Annotated in this window: 13 protein-coding genes, 1 rRNA gene and 1 riboswitch; of the genes, 11 read left to right on the top strand and 3 right to left on the bottom strand. The window is 41.9% G+C overall.

Features of this window, described 5'->3' with window-relative positions:
- The first annotated feature begins 141 nt into the window (after positions 1-141).
- Both gltX and CGICJO_RS01930 read left to right on the top strand, forming a co-directional pair.
- Positions 142-1,590, top strand: a complete 1,449-nt coding sequence (gene gltX / locus CGICJO_RS01935; protein ID WP_486499435.1) for a glutamate--tRNA ligase — start codon at positions 142-144, stop codon at positions 1,588-1,590.
- A 20-nt stretch (positions 1,591-1,610) separates the two neighbouring features.
- Positions 1,611-3,305, top strand: a complete 1,695-nt coding sequence (locus CGICJO_RS01930; protein WP_486499434.1) for a glutamine--tRNA ligase/YqeY domain fusion protein — start codon at positions 1,611-1,613, stop codon at positions 3,303-3,305.
- A 303-nt stretch (positions 3,306-3,608) separates the two neighbouring features.
- On the opposite strand, the gene CGICJO_RS01925 is transcribed toward CGICJO_RS01930, so the two are convergent.
- Positions 3,609-3,953: a helix-turn-helix domain-containing protein gene (locus CGICJO_RS01925; RefSeq protein WP_486499433.1), complete on the bottom strand. Its 345-nt coding sequence runs from the start codon at positions 3,951-3,953 to the stop codon at positions 3,609-3,611.
- Positions 3,954-4,077: 124 nt separating this feature from the next.
- Here CGICJO_RS01925 and CGICJO_RS01920 point away from each other — a divergent pair, with 124 nt between their 5' ends.
- Positions 4,078-4,551, top strand: coding sequence for an SLOG family protein (locus CGICJO_RS01920; protein WP_486499432.1), 474 nt, complete (start codon positions 4,078-4,080; stop codon positions 4,549-4,551).
- Between the two features lie 405 nt (positions 4,552-4,956).
- On the opposite strand, the gene CGICJO_RS01915 is transcribed toward CGICJO_RS01920, so the two are convergent.
- On the bottom strand, positions 4,957-5,583 hold the full coding sequence (locus CGICJO_RS01915; RefSeq protein ID WP_486499431.1) for a hypothetical protein: 627 nt from the start codon (positions 5,581-5,583) through the stop codon (positions 4,957-4,959).
- 190 nt (positions 5,584-5,773) lie between these two features.
- On the opposite strand from CGICJO_RS01915, the gene CGICJO_RS01910 reads away from it, so the two are divergent.
- From CGICJO_RS01910 to CGICJO_RS01890, 5 genes are all read left to right on the top strand, one after another.
- Positions 5,774-6,451: a CpXC domain-containing protein gene (locus CGICJO_RS01910; protein ID WP_486499430.1), complete on the top strand. Its 678-nt coding sequence runs from the start codon at positions 5,774-5,776 to the stop codon at positions 6,449-6,451.
- Between the two features lie 157 nt (positions 6,452-6,608).
- The gene (gene guaB, locus CGICJO_RS01905) at positions 6,609-8,087 is read left to right on the top strand and encodes an IMP dehydrogenase (protein WP_486499429.1); all 1,479 of its coding nucleotides are present in this window, start codon (positions 6,609-6,611) and stop codon (positions 8,085-8,087) included.
- 164 nt (positions 8,088-8,251) lie between these two features.
- Entirely contained in the window at positions 8,252-8,872 is a 621-nt protein-coding gene (locus CGICJO_RS01900) for a DUF4234 domain-containing protein (RefSeq protein WP_242968382.1), read from the top strand.
- Positions 8,872-9,255, top strand: a complete 384-nt coding sequence (locus CGICJO_RS01895; protein ID WP_486499428.1) for a DUF2752 domain-containing protein — start codon at positions 8,872-8,874, stop codon at positions 9,253-9,255. Before CGICJO_RS01900 ends, CGICJO_RS01895 begins: the two co-directional genes overlap by 1 nt.
- A gap of 50 nt (positions 9,256-9,305) precedes the next feature.
- Positions 9,306-10,439 carry an N-acetylmuramoyl-L-alanine amidase gene (locus CGICJO_RS01890; protein WP_486499427.1) on the top strand — a complete coding sequence of 378 codons (1,134 nt, stop codon included), beginning with the start codon at positions 9,306-9,308 and terminating at the stop codon, positions 10,437-10,439.
- 143 nt (positions 10,440-10,582) lie between these two features.
- Here the strand turns inward: CGICJO_RS01890 and rrf are convergent.
- A 5S ribosomal RNA gene (gene rrf, locus CGICJO_RS01885) occupies positions 10,583-10,699 on the bottom strand.
- A 137-nt stretch (positions 10,700-10,836) separates the two neighbouring features.
- On the opposite strand from rrf, the gene CGICJO_RS01880 reads away from it, so the two are divergent.
- The 3 genes from CGICJO_RS01880 to pflA all read left to right on the top strand — a co-directional run bounded on the left by CGICJO_RS01880 (position 10,837) and on the right by pflA (position 15,765).
- Entirely contained in the window at positions 10,837-12,105 is a 1,269-nt protein-coding gene (locus tag CGICJO_RS01880) for an ATP-binding protein (protein WP_486499426.1), read from the top strand.
- 169 nt (positions 12,106-12,274) lie between these two features.
- Positions 12,275-12,355: riboswitch (ZMP/ZTP riboswitch) on the top strand.
- Between the two features lie 424 nt (positions 12,356-12,779).
- Positions 12,780-15,020 carry a formate C-acetyltransferase gene (gene pflB / locus CGICJO_RS01875; protein WP_486499425.1) on the top strand — a complete coding sequence of 747 codons (2,241 nt, stop codon included), beginning with the start codon at positions 12,780-12,782 and terminating at the stop codon, positions 15,018-15,020.
- Between the two features lies 1 nt (position 15,021).
- The gene (gene pflA / locus CGICJO_RS01870) at positions 15,022-15,765 is read left to right on the top strand and encodes a pyruvate formate-lyase-activating protein (protein ID WP_486499424.1); all 744 of its coding nucleotides are present in this window, start codon (positions 15,022-15,024) and stop codon (positions 15,763-15,765) included.
- The last annotated feature ends 85 nt before the right edge of the window (positions 15,766-15,850 follow it).

The raw sequence follows: 15,850 nt of genomic DNA, 5'->3' as shown, positions 1-15,850 counted from the left end.
CATGTCGGATATAAAAAATAAGTTGAATGAGAGCGAGCTATTCCAAAGAATAAGAAAAAGGTCTCGCCCGACCTGAAACGAAGTTTATTTCCCAGAATAACCTATGTAGGTCGGATATAAAAATAAAAGAAAGGTGCGACAATGATGAAGGTTAGGACAAGATATGCCCCAAGCCCAACAGGATTTATGCATGTTGGAAATCTCAGAACTGCATTGTATGAGTATCTTATCGCTAAATCTCAGGGCGGTTCTTTTGTATTGAGAATTGAGGATACAGATAGAGAAAGACTTGTTGAGGGCGCAGTTGACGTTATATATAATACATTGAAGATTGCAGGCTTAAAGCACGATGAGGGTCCGGATATCGGCGGCGATTACGGCCCTTATGTTCAGAGCGAAAGAAAGGATATGTATCTTCCTTACGCTATGAAGCTTATCGAGGAGGGCAAGGCTTATAGATGCTTCTGCTCCAAGGAAAGACTTGAGAAAATCCAGAACGAGAACGTGGGCGGCGGCTACGATAGACACTGCCGTGATTTGCCTCAGGAGGAAATCGACAGACTTCTTGCCGAGGGCGTTCCTTATGTTATAAGACAGAAAATGCCTACAGAGGGAAGTACAACCTTTGTTGACGCAGTTTTCGGCGAAATCACAGTTGACAACAGCGAGCTTCAGGACCAGATTCTTATTAAGACAGACGGATACCCGACATATAATTTCGCCAATGTTATCGACGACCATACAATGGGTATTACACACGTTGTAAGAGGCTGCGAGTATTTAAGCTCCGCTCCTAAATATAATCTCCTCTATGAAGCATTCGGCTGGGAGGTTCCGACTTACGTGCATCTTCCGCTGATTATGGGTAAAAATGAGGACGGCTCTGTTTCCAAGCTTTCAAAAAGACACGGCGCAACAGGCTTTGAGGATTTGCTGAAAGAGGGCTATCTCCCTGAGGCCATCATAAACTATATAGCACTTTTGGGTTGGTGTCCTGCTGATAATCAGGAGATTTTCTCCCTTAAAGAGCTTGAGCAGGTTTTCTCAGCAGACAGAATAAGCAAGTCACCGTCAGTATTCGACTATGACAAGCTTACATGGTTCAACGGCGAGTACATCAGAAGGATGTCCCTTGAGGAGTTCACAGAGCATTGTATGCCTTATTACAAGGAGTTTTTCGGTGATAAGGAAATGCCATGGGAGAAGCTCAGCGCAATTTTGCATCAGCGTGTTACAAAGTTTACACAGATTCCGGAAATGGTTGATTTCTTCAAGGAGATTCCTGAGTACGACGTTTCTATGTTTGTAAATAAGAAGAGCAAAACAAATATGGAAAATGCTCCTGTTATGCTCAAGGCAGTATACGATAAGCTTTCTTCCCTTGAAAGCTGGACTCAGGAAGCTATCCACGACGCTCTTATCTCCCTTGCAACAGAGCTTGGAGTTAAGAACGGAACAGTTATGTGGCCGGCAAGAATTTCAGTTGCCGGAAAAACAGTAACACCGGGCGGCGCAGTGGAAATTCTCGACATTTTGGGCAGAGAAGAGTCATTGAAGAGAATGGAAGCCGGACTTGCAAAGTTTGAATAATGAGGGACGGAGGAAAGATTATGCCGGAAAATAAAAAACCAGTTGCCGAAGAGCCGGTAATGGCGGGCAACTTTATTCACGATATTATTGAAGAGGAAATCGCCGAGGGCGGCAGATGTGAGGGAAAAAAGGTTCACACACGTTTCCCTCCTGAGCCTAACGGTTATCTCCATATAGGCCACGCAAAGGCTATCTGCATTGACTTTGGTACAGCGGAAAAGTACAAGGGTATCTGCAACCTGAGAATGGACGACACAAACCCTACAAAAGAGGATGTAGAGTATGTTGACGCCATAAAGGAAGATATTCACTGGCTGGGTTTCGACTGGGAAGACAGATTTTACTATGCTTCCGAGTATTTCGACGACATGTACAACTATGCCGTTGAGCTTATAAAGAAGGGCCTTGCATATGTGTGCGAGCTTACACCTGAGCAGATGAGAGAGAACCGTGGCGACCTTTCCACACCTGCAAAGTCACCATACCGTGACAGACCTATTGAGGAAAGCCTCGACCTCTTTGAAAGAATGAAGAACGGCGAGTTTGAGGACGGAAAAATGACACTCCGTGCTAAAATTGACTTGGCTTCCGGTAACTTCAACATGCGTGACCCGGTTATCTACAGAATTAACCGTTTGAAGCACCACAGAACAGGGGACAAGTGGTGCATATATCCTATGTACGACTTTGCTCACCCAATCGAGGACGCAATGGAGGGTATCACCCACAGCCTTTGCTCCCTTGAATTTGAGGACCACAGACCTCTCTATGACTGGGTTGTAAATAACACATCTGTTCCGTCAAAGCCACGTCAGATTGAGTTTGCAAGACTTGGTATCAACAACACAGTAATGAGCAAGAGAAAGCTCAGAACTCTTGTTGAGCAGAACTATGTAAGCGGCTGGGACGACCCGAGAATGCCAACACTCTGCGGACTTAGAAGAAGAGGTTATACACCTAAGTCAATCCGCAATTTCTGCGACAGAATAGGCGTTTCAAAGGTTAATTCCATTGTTGAATACAGCTTTTTGGAGCACTGCCTCCGTGAGGACTTAAACGAAAGCGCACGCCGTGTTATGGCTGTTATCAACCCTGTAAAGCTTGTTATCACAAACTATCCGGAGGGCATGACCGAGGAATTCCAGGTTGAAAACAACCCTAACCGCCCTGAGGACGGCGAGAGAACAATAACATTCTCCCGTGAATGCTATATCGAAGCCGAGGACTTTATGGAAGAGCCAATCAAAGGCTATCAGAGACTGTACCCGGGCAACGAAGTTCGTCTTAAATCAACCTACATTGTAAGATGCACAGGCTGCAAGAAGGACGAGAATAACAAGGTTGTTGAGGTTTACGCCGAGTACGACCCGGCAACAAGAGGCGGCAACACACCTGACGGCAGAAAAGTACGTGGTACAATCCACTGGGTAGACGCCAACAACTGCGCCGAGGCAGAAGTAAGACTTTACGACAGCCTTTTCACAGTTCCTGACCCGGACACAGGGGACAAGAACTTCCTTGACTACCTCAGCGAGAACTCACTGAAAGTAATCAACAACTGCAAAATCGAAAAGTCAGTTGAAAATGTAGAAGCTCCAATGAGCTTCCAGTTCATGCGTCTCGGTTACTTCTGTGTAGACAACAAAGACTCCAAGCCCGGACACCTTGTATTCAACCGCAGCGTATCCCTTAAAGACGGCTTCAAGAAAAAATGATTTTTTTTGGTTCCGCCGTGCCAAGGCTTTCGTAGGAAGTTAACGACAGCACACGTCGGGCGAGATTTTTGTTTCCGCCTTGCAAAGGTTTGGCTGAGAAATAAATGTCATTTCAAGGCGGGCGAGACGTTTTGTTAAGCGACTTAGAATGGCTCGCTCGCATTTGGGTTAATTTTTAAATAATAAAAAACAACAACCGTGGTTCTTTTAATTTTGAGCCACGGTTGTTTTTATATTTAATCTTATGTAACAATCAAACAGTATGGGCGGATTAAAATATCCGCCCATACTGTTTATTGTTATTTATATGTTTTTATCTGTATCGAATAATGATACACATTCATCAATTATATTTTCAATAATGCGAAGTTGAGATGGTGTAAGATTTCTCATTTTATCAGAAAGTATCAAAAGGTCTTTATCTACAATATCTCCTGTTAGAAGATAATCTGTACTTACTCCTAAAGCGGAGGATATTTTTAAAAGATTTTCAGGTCGCATGGCTCTTTTTCCGGCTTCTGCATAGGAAACAAACTGTGTTGTAACTTCTCCTTTTTCTGCAAGAGCTTCTTGTGTTAAACCTAATTTTTTTCTGCGTTCCATTATTCTTTTACCGACTTCTGTTAGAAATAGTTCGTTTTCTGACATCATCTCACCTCTTTCTTATATTGTTAAATTATATCCACAAATAACGATAAAATTAAGCGTGTGTTGTAGACTTTTATTAACAAAACGTGATAAAATATAATTAACAAAATAAAGGAGGTGTCATATGAAATCAACCACAGTATGCTTTACCGGTCACAGGACTATACCGAGCGGGGAGAAAGAGGTAATTTCTAAAAGGCTTGAGGATGTTTTAAATTTGCTTGTAAATAAGGGGTATAAAAACTTTGTAGCCGGCGGAGCTTTGGGTTTTGATACACTTGCGGCGGAAAAGGTTTTAAAACTGAGAAAAATTTATCCGGATGTAAAACTGATACTTGCATTGCCCTGTTTAAGTCAGACTAACGGCTGGAGATTTCTTGATAAAATGAAATATGAAGATATAAAAAATAAAGCCGATGAGGTGGTTTATACCTCAGAAAAATATGACCGTGGATGTATGTTCAAAAGAAACAGATATATGGTGGACAGGAGCAGTGTGTGTATTTGCTACCTGACAAAAGAAACAGGCGGAACGGCGTATACGGTAAAATACGCAAAGCAAAAAAATCTTGAGATAATTTCCCTTTGTGATGATTGAGATATTGAAAATCCCCATAGCCTTATGCTGTGGGGAAATTTTTTGCAACATAAAATAATTACATAAAAGAAAAAACCGCCATGGCTGAAAATAACCATGGCGGTAAATTTATAATTTAAAAATAAAACCTAAATGAGAGCGAACCACTCCAAAGATTAAGAAAAACGTCTCGTCCGACCTGTGCAGTACATAAAGATTAGATTAAACCTATGCAGGTCGGAAATAAAATAAAGGTCTCGCCCGACCTGTAACGACGTTAATTTCCTAAAATAACCTTTGCTGTAAAGTTGGTAAATATAAACCTAACCGAGAGCGAACCATTCCCAAGATTAAGGAAAAGGTCTCGCCCACCGTGTGCTGTCGTTAACCTCCTACGAAAGCCTTGGCACGGTGGAAATAAAAGAGTTAAAAGGAGAGGTCGTCGGCGGTTTCTTCGTCGTCGGGGGATAAGTCTCTTGTTATTGTTGGCTCAGGCTCGGCGGTTGCTGCCTCTTCTGCGTCCTCGAGAATTAAATCCTCAGCTTCTTTTTCGGCGGCTTCCTTTTCTGCTTCGTCCTTGAGAACAGCTTTAAGCTTTTCTGCACGGGCGACTGCCGCTTCGTCAAAAGGATTTACATCGTAGTCGTCCTCGTTGGAGCAGGCAAGAGTGATGTCCTCGATATCGTCGGAATCATCTTCGGCTTCTTCATAGGAAGCATTGTCGCCGCAGCATGGGCATACGCAGATGCTTTCTTCATAGGCGGTGAGCTTGTCGTAACGCTCTTTAGCCAGCTTGATTTTCTCTATGGATTCTTCTATTGTATGGCAAAGCTCTTCGTTTTTTTCATTTTCCGGGTCACGAAGATTCTTCATGTAATACTTGCCAAGCTCGATGAAAGCCTTGTCGATAACACGGTTTTCACACTGGATTACCGCCTTGATACGGTTTTTCTGTGCGTGAACTCGGTTCTTTTCAACCAAAGCCTGAGCTGTGTCGGACAAAGTTTCCACAGCGTTTGATACACCTGATTTTACATTGTCAATAATACTCATTGTATGTTCCTCCTGTATGTAAATTTGCTTTCGTGCATTGTTTTTAAAAAATAATAACGATTGGGCAATAACTTTCGTTCCCAATAATACTATTATGGCAGAAAATTCTGTTAAAATCAATAATAATTTAAAAAATTGCTTGATGAATTTCAAAGCTGTTGGTATAATGTTGTAAAGGGGAGTGTTTTTAATGCCAAAAACGGAAATCAAGAAAGTTGTATGTCTTAAATGCGGTAAAACCACAGAGGTAAAGCTTTCAACAAGTATAAACGCCGCTGAGGATTTAAACATGAGAAGAGAACTGCTCTCCGGCAGACTTTTTTCCTTTAAATGTTCTGCCTGCGGATATACCGGAAAGCTTTTTTATCCGGTGCTTTACAATGACCCGAGAAATAAGTTTATGGTTTACCTTATTCCCGATGTTGACAGATTTCAGATTGCCGATAAGGATATTGAAAAGGACTTTGACGGCGGCGTTGACAATGTGAGAAAGCGCATTGTTCCGGATTTCAACAGCTTTTTGGAGAAAATATATATCTTTGAATGTGGTCTTGACGATATGGCGGTTGAGATTACAAAGCTTGCCATAAGCAATGCTGTTGCCAAGAAATTTGACTTGGAAAAGGTTGAGGACGGATATCTTTCCATGTATGACAGAGAGTCAAACACAATGGGATTTACTTTCTTTGTGGGCGAGGACAGAGAGCCGTATATTCAGAGCGTGCGCCTTGAAATCTACGGAAAGTCCATGAAAATCACAGAGGAGTTTGCCGCAAAGGACAGAAAGCTTAAAGGCTTTTTAAAAATCGATAGAGAGTGGTCAGAAAACATTCTCTATCGCTATAAGCAGAGCAAAAATAATAATTGATTTAAAGCGTAAAAATGCAATTTATCTTAATGGGTTTATTGCATTTTTATTTGTTTTATTGAATATACTGAATTTTTTTGTAATTGAAAAAAACTATTGATATTCAATGATGGTTTTGGTAAAATAATATTTAAATATTTCAAAAGGGGGAAGAAATTTGATAAACGCAAGTTACGAAGAAAAGTTTATTAAAGAAGGATTAACATTTGACGATGTTCTGCTGATTCCCGGTGAATCCGACGTTGAACCTAAAATGGTCGATGTTTCCACTCATCTCACAAAGAAAATCAAGCTGAACACTCCGCTTATGACAGCGGCTATGGACACAGTTACCGAAACAAGAATGGCTATCGCCATTGCCCGTGAAGGCGGTATCGGTATTATCCATAAGAATATGAGCATTGAACAGCAGGCAGACCAGGTTGACAGAGTTAAGAGAAGTGAAAACGGCGTCATCGTAAATCCCTTCTATCTTGCTCCTTATAACACAGTTAACGAGGCCAATAACCTTATGGCAAAATATAAGATTTCCGGTGTGCCAATCTGCGAAAACGGCAAGCTCGTTGGTATTCTTACAAACAGAGACCTCCGCTTTATGACAGAGCAGGACTACAGCCAGACAATCGCAAGTGTTATGACTAAGGAACAGCTTGTTACTGCTCCTGTAGGCACAACTTTGCTTCAGGCTCAGGAAATCCTCAGAAAGCATAAGATTGAAAAGCTCCCTATCGTAAACGAAAGAGGAGAACTTAAGGGTCTTATCACAATCAAGGATATTGAAAAATCAGTTCAGTATCCAAACTCCGCAAGAGATGAAAACGGCAGACTTCTCTGCGGTGCAGCTATCGGTGCAACTCCAGACGTATTGGAGAGAGTTGACGCTCTTGTTAAAGCAGGTGTTGACGTTCTTGTTTTGGACTCTGCACATGGTCACAACAGCAACATTATAAAGTCAGTTGCAAAGGTTAAGGCTGCTTATCCAAACGTACAGCTCATCGCCGGTAACGTCGCAACAGCTGAGGCTACAGAAGCTCTTATCGCCGCAGGCGCAGACTGCGTAAAGGTTGGTATCGGCCCTGGTTCTATCTGTACAACACGTGTTGTTGCAGGTATCGGTGTTCCTCAGATTACAGCTATTTTCGACGCAGCAAATGCAGCTTCAAAGCACGGTATTCCGGTTATCGCTGACGGCGGTGTTAAGTACAGCGGCGATATCGTTAAGGCTTTGGCAGCAGGCGGCAGTGTTGTTATGGTCGGCTCACTTGTTGCAGGATGTGAGGAAAGCCCGGGAGATACAGAAATCTATCAGGGCAGACAGTTCAAGGTTTACCGTGGTATGGGAAGCCTTGGCGCTATGGGTAAGGGCAGCTCAGACAGATACTTCCAGAGCAACAACAAAAAGCTTGTTCCGGAAGGCGTTGAAGGACGTGTTCCTTACAAGGGCCCGCTTTCAGATACAATTTATCAGATGCTCGGCGGACTTAGAGCAGGTATGGGTTACACAGGCTGTGCTACAATCGAAGAGCTTCACCAGAAGGCAAAGTTCATCAGAATTACAGGCGCAGGTCTTAAAGAGAGCCATCCTCACGACATTCAGATCACTAAGGAAGCTCCAAACTATTCTTATTCAAGCTGATTGTAAAATATTTCTATACGATACAGACGTCCTTTCGGCGTCTGTATTTTTTATAAAATTATTATATTTTTTAAAGTTTTTAAAAACATGTTGACGGATATTGTTAATTATGATAATATATCCTTAATGTTGTAGACAATAAACAACGTAAAGGAGAAGTGAGTATGAACAATTTCGACCCTATGACAGGAGAGCCGATTAACAATAATAATCAGCAGAATACAAACGGTCAGAATTATAATCAAAATTATAATCCTAACCAAAATCCAAATTACAATCCAAATTACAACCAAAACTACAACGGTAATCCGGGAAACGGCTACACACCGCCTAATAACGGATATACACCGCCAAACGGAGGTTATCAGAATAACGGATATAATGGTTATCCAAACGGCGGCTATCCAAACCGCCCTAACGGACGTTTGCCTATTCAGAACAGAAGCATTATCATGTATATTTTGCTTTCTATAGTGACCTGCGGAATTTTCGGATTTTACTGGATGTACTGCGTAAACGAGGACGTAAATAATTCCCTGGGAGAAAACGATATGTCAGGCGGAATGGTTGTGCTTCTCACAATCGTTACCTGCGGTATTTACGGATTTGTATGGGCTTATTCTCTGGGAAATAAGATTTCAAGAATTAAGAGAATGATGGGCGACCCTTATGCAGAGTCAAGCCTCGGCGCACTCTATCTTATTTTGTCTATCTTTACAACCTACATAGTTCCACTTGCAATTGCTCAGAACGAGCTTAACAAGTATGCAGAGTTCAGAGAGTAATGAAAGAAAGAAGAAATAAAGTATTGAGGGCGTTTGCCGTTTTGGCTGCGGCAGGCGTCCTCTACGGACTTATCACCGGATGGCTGGGATTTGGAATCCCCTGTCCGGTTCATTATTTTACAGGCTTTAAGTGTCCCGGCTGCGGTGTTTCCAGAATGTTTATTTCACTTATGAAATTGGATTTCAAAAGCGCATTTGAAGCCAACAGACTTCTGCTTGTGACTTTGCCGGTTATAGCGTCCCTTCTTTTTGTGTATTTTTTTAGATATATAAAAACAGGTTCAAGGAAAATTTCCAAAGCAGAGAATATAATATATTTAATGCTTATTATATTATTTTTAATTTTTGGGATAGTAAGAAATTGTCCGGGGATAAACTGGTAAAAGAGTGTTTACCGGACAGTAAAAAATAATATTGAAAGAAGTGTATGTTAATGAAAAGGGTAATTAAAATCTGTGCGGCGGTTTTATTGTCTTTGACAATGCTGGGCTGGGCTGTAAGCGCTTCTGAAATATCGGACAGTGATTTTCAGGTTGACCAAAGTGAACTGAATTTCCTGTATGAATTTTGCAGTGAAGCCTTTGTCGATGATAATTATTATTCTCAGGAATTTTTGTCAGCTTATCAGCAGGCGCTTGATAACACCAAAGATGTTTTAGAAAATTACAGTCAGCAGCAGGGTGAGGAAGCATATTGGAATCTTTACAAAGCATTTAATCAAGCCTGCGTTTATACAGATGTTCCCGGCGATTTAAACGGCGACGGCATCTGCGATATTTCCGACTGTACCCAGCTGCAAAAGTGTATTGCCGGATTAGAGCCTATGACGCCTATGCTGGCTTTAAAGTTAGGCTTAAGCGGCGACAATCCCCTTGGCGTTGATAAAGTGACAAAGTTGCAGGGCTTTATGGCAGGTACTGACACACTGGAAAACTCGGAAGCTTTTGAAACTTTAAAAGACAATGTGGACACAAGAGATATAAGTCTGAACAGTATTTTTTATGAATCATATCTCAGCAAAGACGAGGTACAGCCCAACGGTATAAAAATTTATCTGTCGCCCTCAAATCAAGACGCAAATATTTATGCAATTGGAAATACTAATGAAATGATACAGTGCAATATAATTGCTGAAGCTGTGGAAGAATATCTTCTTGAACATGGATTTAATGTAAAAAGAGCCCCGATGAATCAGGATATGTATGTTACAATAGATGAATCAAACTATTGGGGAGCAGACCTTCATGTACCTATACATACAAATGCATTTGACGGAAGTTTAACCGGCGGAACATTGATTATGATTTACAATTTTGCAGATACAGAAAATGTAAAGGCGGCGAGAAATATTTTAGACAGTCTTGCACCCATAACTCCCGGTTCTGATTATCCGCTGAAACAAAGAAAGGATTTACATGAACTGAGCGATATTGAGGCTATGTCGGTATATGTGGAGTGTGAACATCACGACACCGTGGAAGGTGCGAATTTTATTATAAACAACACAGATAAAATTGCCGAAGCCATTGCAAAAGGTATTTGCAATTACTACGGTATTGAATGGTAAAAAAGCGAAACTGCCGTGAGGATTACCACGGCAGTTTTGTTTTACAGGATGACATAAATAGTTTATCACACATAATAAAATGCTTGTAAGCTAAATAAGATATATTACGAAAAAATGCCCACCCTATTGGGTGGACACTTTGATGTTGGCATCTCCCTATTTTCCCAGGCCGTCTCCAGCCAAGTATTTTCGGCACCACTGAGCTTAACTTCCGTGTTCGGTATGGGAACGGGTGGACCCTCAGCGTCATCAACACCAACTGTCTCTCGAGGACTTCATTATATTATCACATACACAAGAAAAAATCAAGTGTTTTTTGAAAATTTTTTTATAAAAATCAGATAAATGTAAAAAGTCGATTTATATTTGACGAAGATGTCAAAAGGTTGTAAAATAGATGAAATCAAAAAATAAATTTACGGTAGTGATTATTATGATGAACAACACAGAAAAGGTTTTGATGAGCCTTTCTTCCTTATCAATATACAAAGGAGTATTAGGCAGAAGCGTTCCAAAAGCTTTTTACAGACTTTTGAAAGCCTCAAAGGAAAACCCGGAAAGCTTTTTGCAGTCTTACGGCGAGTTTTTTGCTCTTCTCAGCGAAAGAGGCTACAGCGACACATTTGCAAAGTCCATGGGCGAAGCCATAATGTTTGACGAAAACTGCTTTACAAGAGCGGCAACCAGCGGTTCAGCGGAAAATCTTCCTGAAAACGTGCTTTTTGCCGCCAAGCGTGACTGCATAAGCCTTATGGAAAGCACAGCCCTTACACCTGAGGACATAATAAACAGCTGTGCTTTTAAATCTGAAATTGAGGACATTATTCCAACTCTGCCAAAATGGGAGCAGGGAAGCTTTCCGAAAGAGCTTGAACATATTAAAGAGTCTATGGACGAGCTTCTCAATTTCCACAGGGAAAACGGCTGTGGCATGTTTGCCCGATACAAAGCCTTTATCTGGAGAACAGGCGGCATAAGACCTGTTATGTATCCTGATGTTGTGACTTTGGAAAATCTCAAGGGATATGAAATCCAGAGAAACGCTGTTATTGAAAACACAAAGGCATTTTTACAGGGCAAGACCTGCAACAACTGTCTGCTTTACGGCGACAAGGGTACAGGCAAGTCCTCAACTGTCAAAGCTGTTGTTAATTCCATGAGAAAACAGGGCTTGCGCATTGTTGAAATTCCTAAGGAAAGACTTATGGATTTCCCGCTTTTGGTGGACTCTATCGCCGCAGTACCTCTCAAGTTTATCATATTTATCGACGACCTTTCCTTTAACAAGCAGGACGAAAGCTACGCTTCACTTAAAGCTGTTTTGGAGGGCGGTTTGGCGGCAACACCTAAAAACGCACTTATTTACGCAACCTCCAACCGTCGCCATATTGTCAAGGAAAGCGTTTCCGACCGTGACACAGACGACCTGAACCGCCGTGACAACATGGAGGAAAGCTTATCACTTTCCGACCGTTTCGGACTTTCCGTATGTTTCAGCTCACCGTCAAAGGATAACTTCCTTAAAATTGTCCGTGCCTTGGCTGCTCAAAATGGTGTTGACATGGATGTTACTGAGCTTGAAAAGGGTGCAGAAAGATTTGCCCTTGAGCGTGGAGGACGTTCCCCACGCTGTGCAAAGCAGTACATAGAATCCCTTTTTGTGTAAGGAGCATAAATTGTTTAGTTATATAAAAAAATACATATCTGAATATTTATCAATAGATACAGGAAATAAATGATAACTATTCGTGTTTTTGATAATTGTTACGATTTTTATGTAATTGCTTGACAAAGCACAAAATATAAACTATACTGATTTCAGAAATAAAAAGTTTCTTCGTTTCTGTGACTGACGGAACAGTGGATTGACCACAGTGGAGCAGAAACGGCAAAAGCCGACCGTCTGGGCAATCCTCAAACCGTGGATTGCTCTTTTTTATTTTTTTTATTTCCGCCTTGGAAAGGTTCAATTGGTAGAAAACTCACGCCATGCGGCGGGTTGGGGTTTCACTCGTTAGTTGGAATGGCTATTCCCGTCTTTGGCATTTATTTTATTTCCGCCTTAGAGAGGTTCAGCTGGCAGAAAACTCACGCCATACGGCGGTTTTATGTTTTATTTAACAGTGACAATGGCTATTTTCTCATAAAACTTTTATGTGAGCAGAAATGGGATTCCAAAGGGACCACCGTCCCTTTGGCGGAAAGTTTGAAAGGCAGAGCCTTTCAAGAAAAGGTTACCGAGTTACTGAAAAAATTCATCTGATACGGTAGAATAAGAAATAAAAAAGGGAAAACAGGTTTGAGAAAAAACATTATTGCGGTGAAAGGAATTGATTTTCTATGTTTACAAAAAATTTTGAACAGTGGAACGGTTTTAAAGGCGGAGATTGGCAGAAAGAAATCAACCTCAGAGATTTTATCCAGCAGAACGTAACTCCATACGAGGGCGGCTCAGAGTTTTTGCAGCCTGCAACAGAGAGAACCAAGCATCTCATGGATAAGCTCAACCAGCTTTTGACAATAGAACAGCACTTTAACGGTGTGCTTGATATAGACACAACAACAGTATCATCACTTACAGCCTACAAGCCGGGATATCTCGACAAAGAAAACGAGCTTATCGTTGGCTTGCAGACAAACAGACCTTTGAAAAGAGGCGTAAACCCATTCGGCGGAATTAAAATGGCAAGAAAAGCCTGCGAAGCTTACGGCTATAAGCTTTCCGACAAAATTGAGGATGAGTTCCAGTACAGAACCACCCACAACGACGGTGTATTCAGAGTTTACAGCGACGAGATGAGAAAGGTTCGTCACGCAGGTATTTTGACAGGACTTCCCGACGCTTACGGCAGAGGAAGAATTATCGGCGACTACCGCCGTGTTGCCCTTTACGGCATCGACCTTCTTATTGAAGAAAAGCAGAACGACAAGAGGGAAATCGCAATGGGCGACTTTGACACAGATTCAATCCGCCTCAGCGAAGAGCTTTTCCAGCAGATTAACTTCCTGGGTAAGCTTAAAGAAATGGCTTCAATGTACGGCTATGATATTTCAGAGCCTGCAAAGAACGCCCGTGAAGCTATCCAGTGGACATATTTTGCATATCTTGCAGCCAACAAGGAACAGAACGGCGCCGCAATGTCACTGGGCAGAGTAAGCAGCTTTATCGACATTTATATAGAAAGAGATATTAAAAACGGAGTTTTGGACGAGAGCTCAGCTCAGGAGCTTGTTGACGATTTCGTTATGAAACTGAGAATGGCAAGACATCTGAGAACTCCTGAATACAACGAGCTTTTCGGCGGCGACCCAATGTGGATTACAGAATCCCTCGGCGGCATGGGCGAGGACGGCAGAACCTTGGTAACAAAGAACACCTTCCGTTTCCTCAACACCCTTTACAACCTGGGATCAGCTCCTGAGCCAAACCTCACAGTTTTGTGGTCTGAAAAGCTTCCAAAGCCTTTCAAGGATTTCTGCGCACAGGTTTCAATTGACACAGATTCAATCCAGTATGAAAACGACGACCTTATGCGCCCAATTTACGGCGACGACTATGCAATCGCCTGCTGTGTTTCCGCTATGAAGGTTGGCAAGCAGATGCAGTTTTTCGGCGCACGCTGCAACCTTGCAAAGCTTCTCCTTTTGGCTCTCAACGGCGGTTACGACACATATTCAAAGACACAGGCAGCTCCGGAAATGAGCGTTTATGAGGACGATATTCTCGATTACGACAAGGTAATGGAGAGATTTAACCACTATGAAAAGTGGATTTGCAGACTTTACATCAACACATTGAATGTAATCCACTACATGCACGACAAGTACGCCTACGAGAAAACCCAGATGGCTTTGCACGATACAAACGTAACACGCTTTATGGCATGCGGCGTTGCAGGACTTTCAGTTATTGCCGACTCCCTGAGCGCAATCAAATACGCCAAGGTAAAGGCAATCCGTGACGAAAACGGCTATATTGTGGACTTTGAAACAACAGGAGATTTCCCGAAATACGGCAACGACGACGAGAGAGTTGACAGCATCGCAAAGGATATTCTCCATTCTGTATCAACAGAGCTTAAAAAGACAAAGACCTACAGAAACGCTATCACAACACTTTCAGTTCTCACAATCACTTCAAACGTAATGTACGGAAAGAAAACAGGCGCAACACCTGACGGAAGAAAAGCCGGCGAGCCTTTTGCACCTGGCGCAAACCCAATGCACAACAGAGAGCATAACGGTGCTTTGGCTTCCTTGAACTCAGTTGCAAAGCTTTCCTATGAGGACTGCCGTGACGGTATTTCAAATACATTCTCCATAACACCTACAGCTTTGGGCAACGACAAAGAGGCGAGAACTCAGAACCTTGTGACAATTCTCGACGGCTATTTTGCCCAGCTTGCACATCATATAAATGTAAATGTTATGAACCGTGATACCCTTATCGACGCTTACAACAATCCTGAGAAATATCCTAACCTTACAATCAGAGTTTCAGGCTATGCCGTAAACTTCCACAAGCTTTCAAGGGAACAGCAGAGAGAGGTTATCAGCAGAACTTTCCACGAAAGGGTTTAATATGTTAGGAAAAATACATTCCTTCCAATCTATGGGCACGGTGGACGGCCCGGGCGTGAGATTTGTCGTATTCATGCAGGGCTGTCCTCTGAGATGCGCCTATTGCCACAATCCCGACACCTGGGAGTTTGACACAAAGGAAACTATTTACGCCCAACCGGAAGAGGTGTTTGCAAAGATAAAAAGATGCAGACCATATTTCGGAAAAGAGGGCGGAGTGACCGTTTCCGGAGGAGAAGTGCTTTTGCAGGCAGAGTTTGTCACAGAACTTTTTAAGCTGTGCAAAGAGGAAAACATTTCCACCTGTCTTGACACCAGCGGATGTGTTCTCAATGAAAAGGTTTTGAAGCTTTTGGACGTTACCGATACTGTGCTTCTTGATATAAAGATGACCGACACAGAAAGCTACAAAAAATACGTGGGCACAACTCTTGAGCAGGTTATGTCATTTCTTCAGGTGCTGGAAAACAAAAAAATAAACACATGGATAAGACAGGTAATAGTTCCCGGCTTTAACGACACCGAGGAAAACATTTCAAAGCTTTATGAACTTATTAAAGACTTTAAATGCATAAAAAAAATCGAGCTTTTGCCTTTTAGAAAGCTTTGCAGTGACAAATATAAGGAAATGAAGATTGAATTTCCCTTCGGAAAATACAGCGAATGTTCCCCGGAAAGAATAGAGGAAATGCGCAGTCTTTTGGAAAATTATACAAATAAAAAGCCTAATTCAACTTTTAAATAACAAAAATTACCGCCTGCCGGATTTCAGCAGGCGGTTTTGGTTTAATTTAATTTTTATCAAGCGGTATAGTTATGCAACAACAAAA

The sequence above is a fragment of the Candidatus Limousia pullorum genome, from assembly GCF_057405065.1.
Note: the sequence above shows the minus strand (reverse complement) of the source record. Positions and strands in the feature narration are given on the sequence as shown.